This window comes from Bartonella sp. MR63HLJHH (genome assembly GCF_042194155.1).
Lineage (GTDB): Bacteria > Pseudomonadota > Alphaproteobacteria > Rhizobiales > Rhizobiaceae > Bartonella > Bartonella grahamii.
Genome location: NZ_JBHIMN010000008.1, coordinates 14,500 through 30,093, shown reverse-complemented (window position 1 = coordinate 30,093; position 15,594 = coordinate 14,500). Strand labels below are relative to the sequence as shown.

At 37.3% G+C, this 15,594-nt stretch carries 22 protein-coding genes; 6 read left to right on the top strand and 16 right to left on the bottom strand.

Translation table 11 applies throughout. From position 1 onward, the window contains the following. Nucleotides 1–575: 575 nt before the first annotated feature. From ACFIKQ_RS06530 to ACFIKQ_RS06460, 15 genes are all read right to left on the bottom strand, one after another. Nucleotides 576–908, bottom strand: a complete 333-nt coding sequence (locus tag ACFIKQ_RS06530) for a hypothetical protein (protein ID WP_375636186.1) — start codon at nucleotides 906–908, stop codon at nucleotides 576–578. 1 nt (nucleotide 909) lies between these two features. After that, the gene (locus ACFIKQ_RS06525) at nucleotides 910–1,272 is read right to left on the bottom strand and encodes a hypothetical protein (protein ID WP_375636187.1); all 363 of its coding nucleotides are present in this window, start codon (nucleotides 1,270–1,272) and stop codon (nucleotides 910–912) included. A 326-nt stretch (nucleotides 1,273–1,598) separates the two neighbouring features. Continuing rightward, nucleotides 1,599–2,807 carry an MFS transporter gene (locus ACFIKQ_RS06520; RefSeq protein ID WP_375653035.1) on the bottom strand — a complete coding sequence of 403 codons (1,209 nt, stop codon included), beginning with the start codon at nucleotides 2,805–2,807 and terminating at the stop codon, nucleotides 1,599–1,601. A 234-nt stretch (nucleotides 2,808–3,041) separates the two neighbouring features. Beyond that, nucleotides 3,042–3,761 (bottom strand): D-2-hydroxyacid dehydrogenase family protein, encoded by a 720-nt coding sequence (locus ACFIKQ_RS06515; protein ID WP_375656158.1) that lies wholly within the window; start codon nucleotides 3,759–3,761, stop codon nucleotides 3,042–3,044. 75 nt (nucleotides 3,762–3,836) lie between these two features. Then, nucleotides 3,837–4,874, bottom strand: coding sequence for a tyrosine-type recombinase/integrase (locus ACFIKQ_RS06510; protein ID WP_007552581.1), 1,038 nt, complete (start codon nucleotides 4,872–4,874; stop codon nucleotides 3,837–3,839). 8 nt (nucleotides 4,875–4,882) lie between these two features. After that, nucleotides 4,883–5,101, bottom strand: coding sequence for a hypothetical protein (locus ACFIKQ_RS06505; protein WP_012755083.1), 219 nt, complete (start codon nucleotides 5,099–5,101; stop codon nucleotides 4,883–4,885). A gap of 143 nt (nucleotides 5,102–5,244) precedes the next feature. Further along, a complete protein-coding gene (locus ACFIKQ_RS06500) occupies nucleotides 5,245–5,733 on the bottom strand; it encodes a DUF488 family protein (RefSeq protein WP_375656157.1) in 489 nt (162 codons plus the stop codon). A gap of 69 nt (nucleotides 5,734–5,802) precedes the next feature. Further along, nucleotides 5,803–6,426, bottom strand: a complete 624-nt coding sequence (locus ACFIKQ_RS06495) for a lambda exonuclease family protein (protein ID WP_375656156.1) — start codon at nucleotides 6,424–6,426, stop codon at nucleotides 5,803–5,805. A 1-nt stretch (nucleotide 6,427) separates the two neighbouring features. Further along, complete coding sequence (gene bet / locus ACFIKQ_RS06490; RefSeq protein ID WP_375656155.1) at nucleotides 6,428–7,255, bottom strand: phage recombination protein Bet; 828 nt, start codon at nucleotides 7,253–7,255, stop codon at nucleotides 6,428–6,430. A 71-nt stretch (nucleotides 7,256–7,326) separates the two neighbouring features. Continuing rightward, on the bottom strand, nucleotides 7,327–8,049 hold the full coding sequence (locus ACFIKQ_RS06485) for a hypothetical protein (protein WP_375656154.1): 723 nt from the start codon (nucleotides 8,047–8,049) through the stop codon (nucleotides 7,327–7,329). A 444-nt stretch (nucleotides 8,050–8,493) separates the two neighbouring features. Continuing rightward, nucleotides 8,494–8,925, bottom strand: a complete 432-nt coding sequence (locus tag ACFIKQ_RS06480; RefSeq protein ID WP_252619730.1) for a hypothetical protein — start codon at nucleotides 8,923–8,925, stop codon at nucleotides 8,494–8,496. A 5-nt stretch (nucleotides 8,926–8,930) separates the two neighbouring features. Then, on the bottom strand, nucleotides 8,931–9,392 hold the full coding sequence (locus ACFIKQ_RS06475; protein WP_114647949.1) for a hypothetical protein: 462 nt from the start codon (nucleotides 9,390–9,392) through the stop codon (nucleotides 8,931–8,933). An 8-nt stretch (nucleotides 9,393–9,400) separates the two neighbouring features. Further along, nucleotides 9,401–9,952: a hypothetical protein gene (locus ACFIKQ_RS06470; RefSeq protein WP_375656153.1), complete on the bottom strand. Its 552-nt coding sequence runs from the start codon at nucleotides 9,950–9,952 to the stop codon at nucleotides 9,401–9,403. A gap of 113 nt (nucleotides 9,953–10,065) precedes the next feature. Then, nucleotides 10,066–10,446 carry a hypothetical protein gene (locus ACFIKQ_RS06465; RefSeq protein WP_375656152.1) on the bottom strand — a complete coding sequence of 127 codons (381 nt, stop codon included), beginning with the start codon at nucleotides 10,444–10,446 and terminating at the stop codon, nucleotides 10,066–10,068. A 227-nt stretch (nucleotides 10,447–10,673) separates the two neighbouring features. After that, entirely contained in the window at nucleotides 10,674–11,006 is a 333-nt protein-coding gene (locus ACFIKQ_RS06460; protein WP_375626997.1) for a hypothetical protein, read from the bottom strand. A 105-nt stretch (nucleotides 11,007–11,111) separates the two neighbouring features. Between ACFIKQ_RS06460 and ACFIKQ_RS06455 the strand changes: the two genes are divergently transcribed. The 3 genes from ACFIKQ_RS06455 (at nucleotide 11,112) to ACFIKQ_RS06445 (ending at nucleotide 12,748) form a co-directional block, all read left to right on the top strand. After that, a complete protein-coding gene (locus ACFIKQ_RS06455) occupies nucleotides 11,112–11,429 on the top strand; it encodes a hypothetical protein (protein ID WP_375656176.1) in 318 nt (105 codons plus the stop codon). Nucleotides 11,430–11,439: 10 nt separating this feature from the next. Beyond that, entirely contained in the window at nucleotides 11,440–12,222 is a 783-nt protein-coding gene (locus ACFIKQ_RS06450; RefSeq protein ID WP_375656151.1) for a dATP/dGTP diphosphohydrolase domain-containing protein, read from the top strand. Nucleotides 12,223–12,286: 64 nt separating this feature from the next. Then, nucleotides 12,287–12,748, top strand: a complete 462-nt coding sequence (locus ACFIKQ_RS06445; protein ID WP_375656150.1) for a hypothetical protein — start codon at nucleotides 12,287–12,289, stop codon at nucleotides 12,746–12,748. Nucleotides 12,749–12,900: 152 nt separating this feature from the next. Here the strand turns inward: ACFIKQ_RS06445 and ACFIKQ_RS06440 are convergent, their stop codons facing one another. Continuing rightward, complete coding sequence (locus ACFIKQ_RS06440) at nucleotides 12,901–13,593, bottom strand: hypothetical protein (RefSeq protein ID WP_375656149.1); 693 nt, start codon at nucleotides 13,591–13,593, stop codon at nucleotides 12,901–12,903. 75 nt (nucleotides 13,594–13,668) lie between these two features. Here ACFIKQ_RS06440 and ACFIKQ_RS06435 point away from each other — a divergent pair, with 75 nt between their 5' ends. From ACFIKQ_RS06435 to ACFIKQ_RS06425, 3 genes are read left to right on the top strand one after another with little or no spacing between them, the layout of a single operon-like run. Further along, nucleotides 13,669–14,142, top strand: coding sequence for a crossover junction endodeoxyribonuclease RuvC (locus tag ACFIKQ_RS06435; protein ID WP_375656148.1), 474 nt, complete (start codon nucleotides 13,669–13,671; stop codon nucleotides 14,140–14,142). After that, nucleotides 14,132–15,250 (top strand): hypothetical protein, encoded by a 1,119-nt coding sequence (locus ACFIKQ_RS06430; protein WP_375656147.1) that lies wholly within the window; start codon nucleotides 14,132–14,134, stop codon nucleotides 15,248–15,250. Before ACFIKQ_RS06435 ends, ACFIKQ_RS06430 begins: the two co-directional genes overlap by 11 nt. Beyond that, nucleotides 15,237–15,578 carry a hypothetical protein gene (locus ACFIKQ_RS06425; RefSeq protein ID WP_375645007.1) on the top strand — a complete coding sequence of 114 codons (342 nt, stop codon included), beginning with the start codon at nucleotides 15,237–15,239 and terminating at the stop codon, nucleotides 15,576–15,578. Before ACFIKQ_RS06430 ends, ACFIKQ_RS06425 begins: the two co-directional genes overlap by 14 nt. Nucleotides 15,579–15,594: the final 16 nt, after the last annotated feature.

Below are 15,594 nucleotides of genomic sequence, written 5' to 3'. Positions count from 1 at the left end.
CTTTGAAGTCTTCATCTCTGTCTCTTCTTTGTGGAGAGTTCCTATTATCCTTAGAGCTCATTTTATGATTTTCATTCTTTGTTTAAAGACATGGGGTGTATTATTATTTGTACGCGATGTTTGTTTTTTTAATTCATATGTTCACATTAATAGCTATTTCGTTGCATTTTTTAGATAATACATTGAATTATCTGTTATAAATTAATTATGTTGTCTCATATATGAAAGATTCCATCGTGCAAGAAAAAAAGCCACCGTGCTTGAAGGGTGCGACCATGCAAACCGTCATGCCTATGAAAACAATAGAAAAGTTTGTCACTATGTTTTGGTTTCGCATTATGAAATTGCTCCAAATCGCTCTTTCAAGGGATTGATAGGAAAATCCCCCTAGCGGCTTGAAAGGAAGGGCAAAAATAACGAAGATCAAATGCAGCCATAGAAAATCAATTATCCACCATAGCTTATAATCAGGTAGTAATCTCACCTGATTATGCGGGGGAGATCTATATATATGAGATGTGTAGTCAATATATATAAACCGGAATAATACTCAACATCGTATCATTATCAGGACATTAACATTGAAAATTAAATATTCTTTCTTTTATTTGTTCTACATATTTATGATTCCATAAATCTACAGACACAAACACTCTTTGAATCCACCGCATTGGATTTTCATAACTATCAAATGATCCAAAAAATTTATCTCTAGAGTGTAGAGCCATTTTGTTATCAATGTATAATAATCTTCTTGGTTGTACATCAATTCCAAAAGATACAGCCTTCATAGCTTCATAAAAATGATTTAAAGCTTCCTTAGCTTTTTTTGACTGTGGCTCTAACATGCCCGGATAAAAAACAGCGCTGATATCTGGGAATTCACCGTCCCCTTGAACTAGGGGCACTTTACTTGTAGAGGTTACCCCATTTTTCTCCTCTATAAGGAATATTAATTATATATAAATTATCGCTTAAGCTACTCAAATCCTTCTCAATTAAAAGTTTTAAAGCTAGACGTGCACCAGATATTCTCGTTAACGGGCCATCAACATCATTGCGAACACCAGATAAAAATATCCCTTTAGGAGATAAATTTAAACCCTTTATAAATTTTAGTGCAGCATTTTCTATATGAAAATCTAACTCAACTTCAGATCCTAATCCTGTATAATCTTTTTTATTATCTTCTAAAGGAACTAGGTTATTTACTATATATTCGCCTTCAAACTTAATTGAATAAGGCTCTCCGATCAATAAAGAAAACATCATAATTAAATTTTTGCTAATATAGCCACTTTTACAAGACGCATCTAAATTATAAGGATTAGGTGACGTATTAATTGGTCTATCAATTGGAAGGTTTTCAAAGATTAAATGGTCTCGGGGTAATAGACACCTTTTGATTCATAAGAATTGTCAATATTCTATGTGATAGCAGCGAAAATGCTATTTTTTAGTTCAACCGAATATTCAATACACCCGTATGGATCATAAATAACGTGGTCTAAAGTCTACCAAAGTTTATCTCTTTCGACATTGCTTAATTCAAAAGCATTTTCATTTATCATTATAATTTCTTCCCCAATTATATTTCCCTATTTTTTTATTAAGAAAAGTGAAAAAACAATAATTAAAATTAAAATCAGCCATGTTAGCAAATAAGTGTCTGTAAAATCTTGGATTAATCCAAATAATGGTGGAGCAGTAATAATTGCGATTTGATTTACAGACATTGCTAAACCCAGAGAAAAGCCAACGCTTTCTTTCGGCGAAGAGTCTACAATATAAGCAACCCAAGGGCCATACCATCCTATTCCAAAAAAACCTAACCAAGCAGATAAAATAGTTAAATAAATTATGGATCCACTCATGCCTAAAATTAATATTAAAAATCCAAAAATTACTGCAATCATGCAAAACAAGACAGGAAAAAATCGTCCTTTTCTACAATGATCACTCCACGCTGCTAAAATAATTCTTCCTAAGGCACCAGAAGCCTGTAAAACAAAAAACAAATAAGCACTTTTATCTAGAGACAGGTGATAGATTCTATAAAAATAGATCGTTATAAAAATGGTTAAAACATATTGAACGATCACAAGTGAAACGCCTGAAAAAATAATATTCTTCATATGCGGTGCAGCCAACATCGCAAGACGAGATCTTATATTTGCATAGAACGAAACTCTTGCCTTGCTTTTTGGAACGATAGCTACAACTTTTGCTGGTGAGTGATAAAAAATAATAAATATACATCCACCTAAAAAAGAAACTATGGCACCGACCAAAAACGCACCTTGTATGCCATAAACAAGCGCACTAGCAGGAAGAACTATCCCAGCTAATGCCCCACCTAATGGTAGTCCCGCCTGCCTTATTCCCATTGCAAATCCGCGCTGCGATTGTGGAAACCATGAAGAAACAGATTTAGCGCCACCGGGTTGAGCAGAACTATAAAATCCCCCTACAATGAGCAAACAGACCAAAAGAGAAATATAGTTATTTGCGATTGCTCCCAACAAAAGAGCGACAGAAACGCCGACCGCGCCAACTCCAACAATATAGCGCTCGTTAAATTTGTCTAGTAATTCACCAGCTACAAGTAACCCAATAATAGGTAGGAACTGTGCTGCTGAAGACAGCAAACCTATCTGAGAGTCACTGAGCGAGAAATTTTTCTTAAAAAATTCAGCTAAAGGACCAATCCCTTGAACAAAGAAGCAGGCTGATGCTTGAGCGATAGTGGCAACAAGCAATACAATCCATCTATAATAATTTTTTTCTATAAATTTATTATTGCTCACTATACTCTCCCTCCAATTAAAGTGTATTCCAATAAAGTGGACTTTTTTCTAATAATGATTGCAACAATAAATCAGGTATTTTATGCTGATTACATAAAAATCTGTCAATACGATTGGTATTAATATGAAAGCTAAGGAATATGCTTAATTTAAGGAAATAAGCTATTATGTGTCGTGCAAATTTGATAGGCTAGCGATATAAGATAAATTTTACAAACATTGGTTCAGCTGGCATTAAACGCTCTTCATAAAAGATGCTATATTTTGGCAAGCTTTTTCAATATAATTCTCAAAGCTTTCTTCAGTCACATAGCCCAGATGCGGCGTGCAAAGAGCTCTATCTGATTGCAATAATTTGCTCTCATATACCGGCTCGCTGTCATAAACATCCAGTGCAAAGTAAGTTGAATTTTCCAAACTTAGTATTTTTTCTATCGCCCCTTTTTCAACCAAAGCTGAACGCGCTGTGTTGACAAAAATAGCATGAGGTTTCATGCTCAATAGACCATCTAATTGAATGATTTCTCTGGTTTTATCGCTTAAGCGTAAATGGATGGATATAATGTCAGGACGTGTAAAAAATTCATCTTTTGAATGCGTAAAATGATAACCTAAATTTTTTGCTTCTTGCGTTGAACGCTCGCTCCCATAAACCAAAATGGACATGCCAAAAGCTTGAGCATATTGAGCAACCATTTTACCAATACGCCCAAACCCGAATATTCCAAGAGTAGCCCCTTTCATTTGGTTGCCAAATGTTGTTTGCCATCGTCCTTTTTTCATATCAGACACAGATTTACAGAGTTTTCTACGCGCAGACATAATTAAGAGCCACGCAAATTCAGCAGCAGAAGTTGGATCTCCACCACCGTCTAATATTTCAATTCCTAAGTCTCTACAAGCTTCTATATCAATATGTGAACCTATAGGGCCTGTTTGGCGAATACAGTACAAATAAAATCAAATAATTATGCTTAATGTAAGGGATTGGGCGGTTATTGATTCTATTACGTTTTTTTGCTCCTATCCCTAACTTTTTTGGAGCTTTTTTATCGATTCAAGAGCAAGTTTTTTACGATCTGCACTCTTTGTATAAAGAGATGCCATGTTGTCGTCTGTCCATCCAAAAAGTGCTTTCAATTGTGAAACTGTTGCACCGGAATTAGCGGCGCGTGTTGCTGCTAATTTTCTCAAACCATGTGCTGATTTTTTTATACCCGCTTCATTGCATGCTTTGTAAAATAAAACCCCGAAGCTTTCTTTGGGTATTTTGTTTCCACGTCTACCACAAATGAATGTTTCATTTCCAATAGGACCAATTTTAAGGGTTTCGGCTAGTTCAGGCAAAATTGGTAGAAAAACATCTGTTTGGAATTTACTTTTCTCTGTCTTAAGATGAATGATATTATCTTTCACATCTTTCCAACCAATTCGTACGGCATCACCACGACGCAAACCCGTGTAAAGAAGAACATCAATCCAGACACGTTCATGGGTTCCTAGAGCCCATTTTTGATAATATTTCTCAACATCTTCTTCTGTCCAAACAGGAAATCCCTCTTTATTTTTAAGTGGAGGTTTTTTAACGCCTAAAGTTGGATTACTTTCCAAAAGTCCTTGATCAATCGCCCAATTAAAAAGACCATTAAGTGCCTTCAGAAAATTCCTAGCCATTGCTGGTGTTTCTTTACGCCTCTCAACACCGGCTATGATATGTTTTTTCTCGATTGCTTGATATGGAATATTTCCTATTGCATCGCACACCTTTATAAGAATGAGTTGATTTTGTTTCTTTGTAGCTTTAGCAAGGTTATGCCAATTGGAGCTGTTAAAGTATTGTTTAAGTAGCCATGCAAATGACCCTTCAACAAGTTTACCGGTTTTGGATTTAGGAAGTATAAGCCCTTGTAACTCGGCAAGTGCGCTTTTGTAGTTGTCAACAAACTCTTGCGTTCCATAGGTACCGCGTATTCTAATACGTGGTCCATGACCAATACGTACATACCATATAATTTTACCATGGCGCGTGACTTCTTTGACAAGATGAGGGGGGCGTGGTTTTGGCATAAGCAATTTTACATCTTAGAGAGCGCGGTTTCGTAATATTCATTCTTTGACAAATCTAAAAGTTTGTCTGGGTGGTTAACTGAATTTGGTATTGGGATATCGGATTTAAGATAGATAAGCAGTTCACCGGTAGGTTTGATTTCTACGAGTTCACATCCTTGTTTTTTAGCTTCTCTTAAAGCGCGTGCAATGGCTGGTTGCGTTATAGCAGCTGGACGAGGCGCCATATCTTTTCTCCTTACATTGAGATGCAATTCACGTGTGGCGTGAATCACGCTTGTGTTGAAAGTTGTTAGGAAAGGGTGGGGGTGCTAGGAGGTATTTGTGAAGAGAAGCACCCCCATATGTAAAAAATCTGTAAGTTTATTTTTTAGATGTGCTTAATTTCATATTTCCAATCAGGCAATTGAGTGAGAGCTAATGCGAGTTGTCCTCTGTGACATATGCATACATTGGCTTCAAAACAGGTGATTGCAACACGCTTTTTGTTTAAAAAAATTTGATATAATTTGTTTATTGCACAAGAATTATTCTTGAGAGTTGTCTTTTGATAATCTTCAAAAAGGCGGTCATAATCTTTTTGTGTTTTCAAATTTCTTCGTTTTTCAGAAGTAATTCCAAGTTCAGGCATATGCATATATTCAATATCAATGTTGCTTACAGCTTGCTCTAATTGTCTTTTCGAAAATCCCTGTTTTCTACTTATTGGATTTTTACGAACATCACATAAAGTTTTGATATTGTTTTCTATGAGACAACTAAGATAATTCTCAAGGGACCTACCTTCATAGCCAATGGTAAAAAAACAAAATTCCTCATCTTTAGCAGGCTGTATGATAATATGTTTGATGTTACACACGTTTAATTTCCTTATGTAAAAGGGTGGGGGTGCTCGTAGATATGCGGGGAACAAAACACCCCCATAAGGTTAAGCAGCTTTTGTTGAGAGTTGTTGTATCTCTCGTTCTATCTCTGCTAAAAAGGCTTCAACAGCTTGATTGATCTGTTCAATTTGTTGATCATCACGGAGAACACGCTTGACTTTCATGCGTAAGTGAAAGAATTCCCCCGTAAAACGTGGGTCATAGCTTACGAAATCACACCATTTTCGTTCTGTACAAGCCATTTGGAATTGCATTTGTGCGTGATATTCTGGTTTGATTTCGTCACCTATACAAAAGCGCATATGTGTTACTGATCTCGGACATTTGACTTCGATTAAACCGTCTTCTCCAATGAGACCATCAGGGCTAGCCCCCGCCATTTCTATTGTGGGGTGTTGGATAAAGCCGCACTTTGTTATATCGGCATCATAAATGAAGCCATATTCTCTCAAAGCATCATCTTCATGTTCGATACCCCATCTCATATCTTCAGTTTCATAATAGGGGCTTGTTTCGCCTGTTAAGCGCTCTGTTATGAGTTTGATTTTGTAGTCTTCATATTTGCTTGTAGGCAATCCTTTTGCTGTCTTACTGAGTATGTTGTAAACATTAGATGCGGTGACTTTACCCAAGCGCGCTTGAAACCATTCTGCTGTTCTTTGTTCCATCTCACACCGCCGTTCTTTGTTCTTGTGGTGCATATTCTATATCTTGGACGTGAATATATTCGGCATCTTGTATAGGCGCTTCTATTTGCTTTTGTTGTAGGAAAGATTGTTCTTTTTCATGCTGTCTCTTTTGCAAAACATCCAAAATCCTTTGTGCTCTTTCATCAGGAAGATCTTCAAGCTTTTGGACTCGTCCATACTCAAGCACTTTTTCTTCTTCTGTTTGAGTGATGTTTATTAATTGTTTGATTTGCGTAAGCACGTCATAAGAAACTAACTTCGTTTGTACGTTATGGTTTGCTTCATGGATACGTGCGGCTTCATCTTCTTCATAAATACCGGAAAGCCCGAAAGCATAGCGAGCACATTGTATAGTGGCTTTATGGCGCAACATACGTGCGGGGTATTTTTTCCAAGGTTCACTGTGGGCTTGTTCGCATTCTTTGAGATATTCGGTGACTTCGATAGGATCTTTAATCCCTTTGAGACGAATAGCACATTTGATAGCAATGATATTCCCATTCTCATTGAGTTGATCTTGAAAGGTCATGCCATCAAAGTCAGGATTTGATTTGATGATCTTTATCCAACCGTCGATAGAAACAACGGGTATGATGCCGCCGCCTTTTTTAGGGAATGCATAGATTTCTTTTGTTAAAGGGTTAAGTCCATAAGTATTGGCAACAAAAAGAAAAACGGCAAATTCTGCATCAGTGATGACATTAGCATTTTTATCTCCAATACAAGTTTTTATGATTGTGGTTCGAAATTCTTCAGCAGAAAATCCATATTTTTCTGCCATTTCTTTTAAAAAAGTAGAATTTGTCATCTTGATTTCCTACATTGCGCGCAATTCACCCGTGGCGTGAATCACGCATCTGTTAAAAGGCTGGTTGGTTGTTAAATTTTTATGTCTTGAGGAATTCTCGTGTTTCCGCGAATATTAGCTAATCCACGAATTTCGGCATTTCTAAAAATCTTGACTGCGTCATAAATGCGAGCACTATCATAAACTTTTGCATCTCCAAAAATCTCAACATTTCCATAATTAACATCATCCTCATACGTGAAATTGGAGCATGATATAATGACATCACCATAAACTTTAGCATTGTTATAAATGAGAGCAGGACCACAAATTATTGCGTTCCCATATACACGAGCATTGTCGTAAACCTTGGCACTATTCTTTATTCGTGCATTCTCAAAAACTGCTGCGTCACCATAAATACGTGCGTCATTGTAAACTTCTGCATCACCGCAAACATGAGATTTGTCGCGAACAACAGCATCACCAAAAACATGTGCACTACCAGAAACCTTGGCATTACCGTAAACAACAGCACGACTGTAAACTTGTGCATCAGAATAAACTGAAGCATTTCCACTAATACAAGCGCCATCAAATATCTTAGCATTATGAAAAATGGTAGCGCTTTCATACACCTTGGCATCATCATACACCCAGCAATTACCTTTAGGACCTAAGTTATATTCCTTTTCAATAAAACCACCAAGATCTCCTTTTTTGACATCATCAAAATCCCTTAAAGCACGAATACGGTGAAGAGTTTTTCCATCAAACTGAATTGTTTCATCAGTAAGTTTGTATTTCTTTTTCATGGTTTATTTCCTTGATTTGCGTACAATTCACCCGTGGCGTGAATCACGCTGGTGTTAAAAGACTGGTTTTGGGGTGTTAGAGTTTTGTCTTTACAGGTTGTACAATCCGATCAATTGGAATGCGTTTTATATATGCACAATGATCAGAATATAGCGTCAACAAGAAAGATTCATCTGAATTGGGTGGTATCATTTCAAATCTAGTGCATGCAAACGGTCTGAATTCGTATGAAAATGCAAAGCATTGCGATCCTATGAGTTCCATTGGCACGATATTCTCTTCACTTAAGAAGGCATCTATTTTGTCTTTAGAGATTATGGTATCTACATAGGGCTCGCCCTTATCTCCAGAGATCGTTATACAAAGTTCACCTGGATTGTGGGTATTTCTCACAACTAACTGCGAACACAAAGTAGGTTTAATTTCATATCTATACATAATAATTATCTTCTCTCGCTCGTTGTGATAATACTGCCTCCACGAACCTCTGAATCTCCGTAAATGTGTGCGTTACCATACACTTCTGCATTGCAATGAACACTTGCATTTTCGTAAACATGTGCTTTTCCAAAAATACGACCACCATATATTTTTGCGTTATGATGAATTGTTGCATTTTCATAAATATTTGCAAAATAACAAACTTTTGAGTTATCAAATACCTTGGCATTGTTGTAAACTTTTGCACCGCTATAAACCATGGCATCATCATAAACCCAACAGTCTCCTTCATGACTTAAGTTGCTCTCACCTTCTATAAAGCCGCCTAGGTCACCTTTCTTGATTTTTCCGAAGCTTCTCAATGAACGTATGCGGTGGAGAGTTCTGCCATCAAACTCAATTGTTTCATCAGTAAGTTCATATTTTTTTTCCATGATTACTATTTCTCACGTTCTACGATTACGGTGGAGCCACTAATTTTACAATTTCCAGCAATGTTTACACGACAGCAAATATATGCTTGATTGTAAATTTTAGCATTTCCGTAAACGTGTACACTTTCCCCTATAACAGAATTCCCATAAATCCGCGCATAGTCAAAAACCTTGGCATTATCTCCAACAGAAGCACCACCAACTTCGGCATAATCAGAAACTTGTGCATTGCCATAAATTTGTGCATTCCCATAAACCCGCGCATCATCATAAACTTTGGCATTACCGTAAACTTGTGCATTGCCAAAAATCCAACAGTCTCTCTTATGGCTTAAGTTGCTCTCTTTTTCTATAAAACCGCCTATGTCACCTTTTTTGACATATCCAAAGTCTCTTAATGCTCTAATTCGGTGAAGAGTTCTTCCATCAAACACAATTTTTTCATCAGTAAATTCGTATTTTTTCATCTGGTTTGTTACCTAGTTGAGATTCTTTTATCGCCATCAATCCAGTCGTCCCAACATACACATGCTTCACCGTAAATTTTTGCATGACCGTAAACATGCGCATCACCGGAAACTTCTGCATTGCCGTAAACACGCGCCCTATCATAAATGTATGCCTTTTCGTAAACTTGTGCATTGCCATAAACTTCTGCATTATCAAAAACGTGCGGTTCACCGCAAATATATGCATCACCGTAAACTTCTGCATCACCGTAAATGCATGGTTCATCGCAAACTTCTGCTTTGCCATAAATACGAGAATTGTTGTAAACATGTGCATAACCGTAAACTTGTGCATTTTCGTAAACCAAGGCATCACCAAAAACCTTGGCATAACCATAGACTTTTGCATAATCCCCAATCCAGCAATTACCACGATGCGATAGGTTGTCTTCTTTCTCGATATAGCCTCCTAAATCACCTGCTTTAACATCACTAAAGTCTCTCAGTGCACGAATGCGGTGAAGTGTTCTGCCATCAAACTCAATTGTTTCATCAGTAAGTTCATATTTTTTTTCCATTATTTTACTCCTTTAAGTTAGACTCTGCCTTTGTCGTTCTTGCAAAAGAACGGCATTGCATTGTGTGGTGAATTTTTTGAAAAGGAGGCGTCTTTTAAAAACGCCTTTAGCTTTTAAAGCACATCACAAGGACGCAAACGGTGTTGTTTTTCGTAAGAACCATACATTGCATCATCATATTCGCGCTGTTTTATATCATCTAAAAAAAAACCGTATGCTGAACTATGCGTAACAAAGTCGTGAGGAATGTTTCCGTTGAAACACTGCTCTTCACATTCTTTAAGATAGAATTCGGCAATATCTTCAGAGATGTCTTCGCAACGATTAGTCGTTGGTTCAATACGCAAGATTTGGACAGCATTATCGGCTTGGTCGATAAAATTGATCATGTCACTTTCTTCTAAGAAAGGACCAGATTTAGCGAGATTTTGCTCTTCATTTTCGCACATCACTAAGAGAATTTCATCAGAATTTATAAACACTGGTTTTGTCACAAATGCCTCCATAGAGCCTATTGGCAAAAGTTATTTTCTAAGATATGGAGTGAATATATTTTCGCTTTACGGTAATATCAACATAAAAATACCGTATAACGAAAATTATTTTATGAGTATTCATCTAAAGATTAGTGTGTTTTTATAGATATTTGGAGATTTTATGAAAGGTTATAAGACTGCCAAAAGAAAATTTTTACAATTGTCAAATGAAGAAAAAATAGCAGTTATCGCTTTTTTGATTCGATTAAAGTATGAAGAAACGCTAAAACTGCCCTCCGTTCTTCTTCATTGCAAGACGAATATAGATCATAAAAATCTTGATCTATCTTGCTTAAAGCCGGATACGGAGGATACTCCTTAAAGAAACTGTGTAGCTTCACTAGCTCTTCTGCGGTGATATCACGGTAGGCTTTAGAGTCAGAGTCATCAATCGATAATAAGCGCGTAATAGATGATGGACTCAATCCTAAATGTTGCCCTAAAGCCTTACGGCTTCCATGCCCCATTTCATTTAATTTTTCATTAATCCACATTTTTATTAGCTTTTGAAAATCCATTTTATTTTTCTCTCTTAAAATTATTAAATAATCAATATTGCGTATTACGAAAATTTTGCTTATATTTGCGTAATACGTAAATATATGACAGAAATTTTGGATTACATGATTACTCCAGCAGTTATGATTATAAAATATTTAGGTGGTGCAAAACGTGTGTCGTTGATTTCTCAATGCCATGTGTCTGCTGTTTATAAATGGACTTACCCCTTTGAAAAGCGAGAGGGTAAAGGCGGCATCATTCCAGCTAAATACCAAATTATGCTTTTGAACTATGCACGTGAGCATGGGATAGATTTGCGTCCAGAAGATTTTTTTTATCCCGAGCGCTTGCAGAGATTAATGCAAGAGCAACACCCCCCAATTACGAAAATTTGCAAAAGTTCCAGCGTTGATAGCGCGGGTGAGACTTTGCAGCATTAAGGAGGTGATGATGGCTGTAGAAAAGAAATACGAACTTACTGATGAAACAATTGAGTTTGCTGGAAAAACTCTTCACCGCATTCGTGCATTGAGAAGCTTTGGAAAAGTTAAAGCAGGTGATGTTGGTGGTTTTGTAGAGAGTGAAGGCAACCTCTCTCATGAGGGCGATTGTTGGGTTGGGAATAGGGCATGGGTTTATGGTGATGCACGTGTTTTTGGCAATGCCAATGTTCTTTTAGCAGCTGCGATTTATGGCAACGCCAAGGTTTGTGGTAATGCGCATGTATTTGGCAATGCTAGGGTTTACGGTCAAGCCGCGGTTTTTGGTAATGTTTACGTTTACGATAATATCCATGTTTATGGCAGCGCCAAGGTTTATGGCAACGCCAAGGTTTGTGGTTATGCCAAGGTTTGTGATGCTGCTAAGGTGTTCGGTCATGCCGTGGTTTATGGTAAGGCCAAGATTTATGGAAATGCATATGTTTGCGGCACTGAAGAATATGGTGGCGACAGAGTTTATATGTGTTCACATAATGCAAATGAAGCGCATAAGAATGATGATGGTAAGCCTCGTGTAGAGCTTATACCGCCGTTGGCACTGCTTGAAATTGGTAAAGTTTTAGAGTTTGGGGCAAAGAAGTACGGAGCAAACAATTGGCGTAATGGCATGCACTGGAGCAGGTTACACGGTGCTGCTTTACGTCATTTATTAGCATGGTTTGGTGGAGAGCATAAGGATGCTGAGAGTGATTTATCACACTTGGCACATGCGGCTTGTTGCATTCTTTTTTAATGGAATGCGAAGCACAACAGATTGGTCATGATGACCGCCCTCATAAAAATTAAAGGAGATAAAGATGAGTTCGAATGAAATTTTATGGATAGCAGTGGTTTCAGTTTTGCTCTTAAGCGGAGTGATGTTTCGTATTGCATTGCATTATCGCAACCAAGTTAAAGCACTTAAAGAGCAGGTTCAAGATCTTAAGAAAGAAATGAGAGAGAATGAGTTTAGGTATTTAAAGGAAAGCAAGCAGACAATTGATCAATGTGATGCGGATCTTGAACAATGCGACAAGCTAATTGAAGAACTGAAGCAAGAGATTGAAGAACGTGACGAGGAAATTGAAGAACTTAAGCAAAAGATAGATGCGTACCGAGAAGAGTTTAAACGGAAAAGTGAAAAGATACAGGCACTAAAAGCAGATGTTCAATCACGCGACGAGGAAGTTGAAAGACTAACACAAAAGCTTAAGCCGCGTGATGAAGCAGTAAAAGCGCCGGCTCATAAGAGTAAAAAGAGTAATAAGCAGGGTAAGTGAGGAGAGAAAGATGAGTTTAGTAGCAACAGTTCTTTCTATAACTACCAATCTATATTTGCTTTATGAGGTTTATCACTATTTTAAACAGGCAGGAGAGCTTAGGGATGAGATAATTAAACAAAAAAGAATAATATGGGATCTAGAGGATAAACTTAGGAAGAATGAGGGGATAAGAAATAGGTCCAAAAAGAAGCTTTAATTGTTTTTTGAGGATTACTTGAGGAAGTATGTTCCATAATAAAAAGCGGAGTATCTGATTTATTCAATTTTGAGGAACAAATGAAAAATTCTAATTTAATTTCTTGTCCACCGATTATATTATTAAAGGAATTAAGACCATTTTGTAAGGTTTGTTCTGTTTCGAGTTTTATTAGGTCTATATGTTTCGGAGATGTGGGGTTGATAGTTATTTGGCCATTTCCGCTAATAAATGTACCGTTGCTATAAACTATTTTATCAAATTCGAATTGGCATTTTTTCTCTATCCATATGTGATTTATTTTAATCATTCTTTCTGTAGGATTTTTAATGTATAATATGACACTAAATTTATTAGGATCATGTTTGTCTGGAGTAGGACTATGTACATTGAACTGTAGCGGTGGTCCTAAGTCCAGTTCTTCTTTTGTTTTTAGTAAAAAATTGACATGTTTTTCTGATGATGTGGCTTGCTTTTGCAATGATTTATTTTGCTCTTCTAGATGGTTAAACTGTTTTTCTACATTGCATACATCTTCTCTTCGAGTCTTTTCTGCTTTTTTGAGATCTACGTATCTTAAAAACAACGATAGTATTAGGGAAAAGATACTAATAATTATAGCTATAACATCTTTATCTATTTGCATACTTCTTACACCCTTCTTTCCTTCATTTTCGGAAAAAAACACTTCTATAAAACACATTTTGTATGGAGAGGAGCGGTGAATAACACGATTCTTTGTTTTGATCTAGGTACGAAGATGGGTTGGGCGTTTCGCAATGCCGAGAGTGACATATTCAGTGGTACCGTGAATTTTCAATCACGCCGTTTTGAAGGCGGTGGAATGCGTTACTTGCGTTTTAAACAATGGCTATCAGAAATAAAGCAGACAGCAGGTCAAATTGACGCGGTGTATTTTGAAGAGGTGCGTCGGCATGTTGGTACAGATGCAGCGCATGTTTACGGTGGTTTGTTAGCAACGTTAACGGCGTGGTGTGAACAGCATCAGATACCGTATGAGGGTATACCAGTAAGTACGATTAAGAAAGCGACGACAGGCAAGGGGAATGCGTCGAAAGAAGAGATGATTAAGGCGGTGCGTGCAAAAGGGCACAATCCGAAAGATGACAACGAAGCAGATGCTTTAGCAATTTTATATTTAGTTAAAGAAAGGGAATTGGGGTATGTCCAGTAAATTACCATGGACGAGGCTTTTTGCAGACAGATGGCTTGTTACTCTTGGTTGTTTGTCGCCGACCGAGAAATGTATCTATGTCATGTTGCGACTTCTAATGCTCCATACTGGTGAGCCTATTTTAAAGGACTTAAGGGTATTAGCTTTTTGGGTTGGTTATCCAGTAGAAGAGTTTGAAACAGCTTTGAATTCCTTGATTGAAGGTGGATTCATCATACGTTTAGACAATGGTGGGTTGTGGAACCCAGATGTTGAATTAGAATTAAATGATAGCAAAGAGAAATCAGAAGCAGCAACAAAAGCAGCTCATTCTAGATGGCATAAAACAAAAGGTAAAAATGACAATAATCATATAAAAGAAAACGCATATGCGGATTGCATGCAGAGCGCATACGATGCGCATAGTGTTGCGCAATGCGAACGCAATGCCATTAACAATAACATTAACATATATAAAAAAAATAAAACTAACGTTTTATTAAAAAAAGAAATTGATTTTGAAGATTTAGAAACAATAGATTTGGTTGACGAGCCAATCGAGTGTGATGTTGAAAGCCAATCAGAGCAAACCAACCAACCTCCCATTCACGAGCAGACAAGCGTTCCTAAGAAAGCCAAGCGAAGTAAGGGGAAAAAAGAACTTGGAAGCGTACCAGAAGATTTTGAACCCGATTTGCAATACGCAATCGATAAAGGCTTAACGCATGATGAGGCGTTATTAGAATTCGAAAGATTTAAACTTCATTGGAAAGCCAACCCATGTCGAAATGCAAACAATCGCGATTGGCAAAGTGCTTGGTGTGGTTGGATTATTAACCAGAATGGAACGCTAGCCAAGAAATTAGAACAGGAGAAACGATATGCAAACGAACGCTATAAGCTCTCAACAAATAACTTCACAAACAGCCTTTCACAAAGCTTCAGTACACTCAAAGCAGCAATCACCACTAGCAATTCTTATGGATCAGAATGCAGCAGAGATACAGAGGCTATCAGTTCATTTGCAAGCACTTGCCAAGAGAGTGGACCGGAGTGTGTACCCTCCAACCTCTATGCATGGAAAGCCGTTGACGCTGGAGGAGAGATCGCAAGTTTTGCAAGACTGTAATCGCTTACACGCACTGCTTTCACGGAAAGTTACGGTTGAACATATCGAGGCGGTTGCTTATTTGCTTTCTGGTCTAAAAATACCGGCAAATATAGACCCTAATGTTATCGCTTTAAATTACAGCATAGCCTTATCAGATGCTTCAGAATACGCTCTAAAGCAGGCTGTTAAGGATATCATATGCGGAAAAGCAAAAGGATTATCGAAAACCTTTATGCCAACAGGAGCAGAGCTTGCAGAGTATTGCAGAAATTTGAAAGCAGAGCTTTTGTCGGGAGCATCAGTCATGAAATCGTATTTAAAAGCATCCGAAAAAACAGCAAAGTAGTGAAATTTGCTGATGC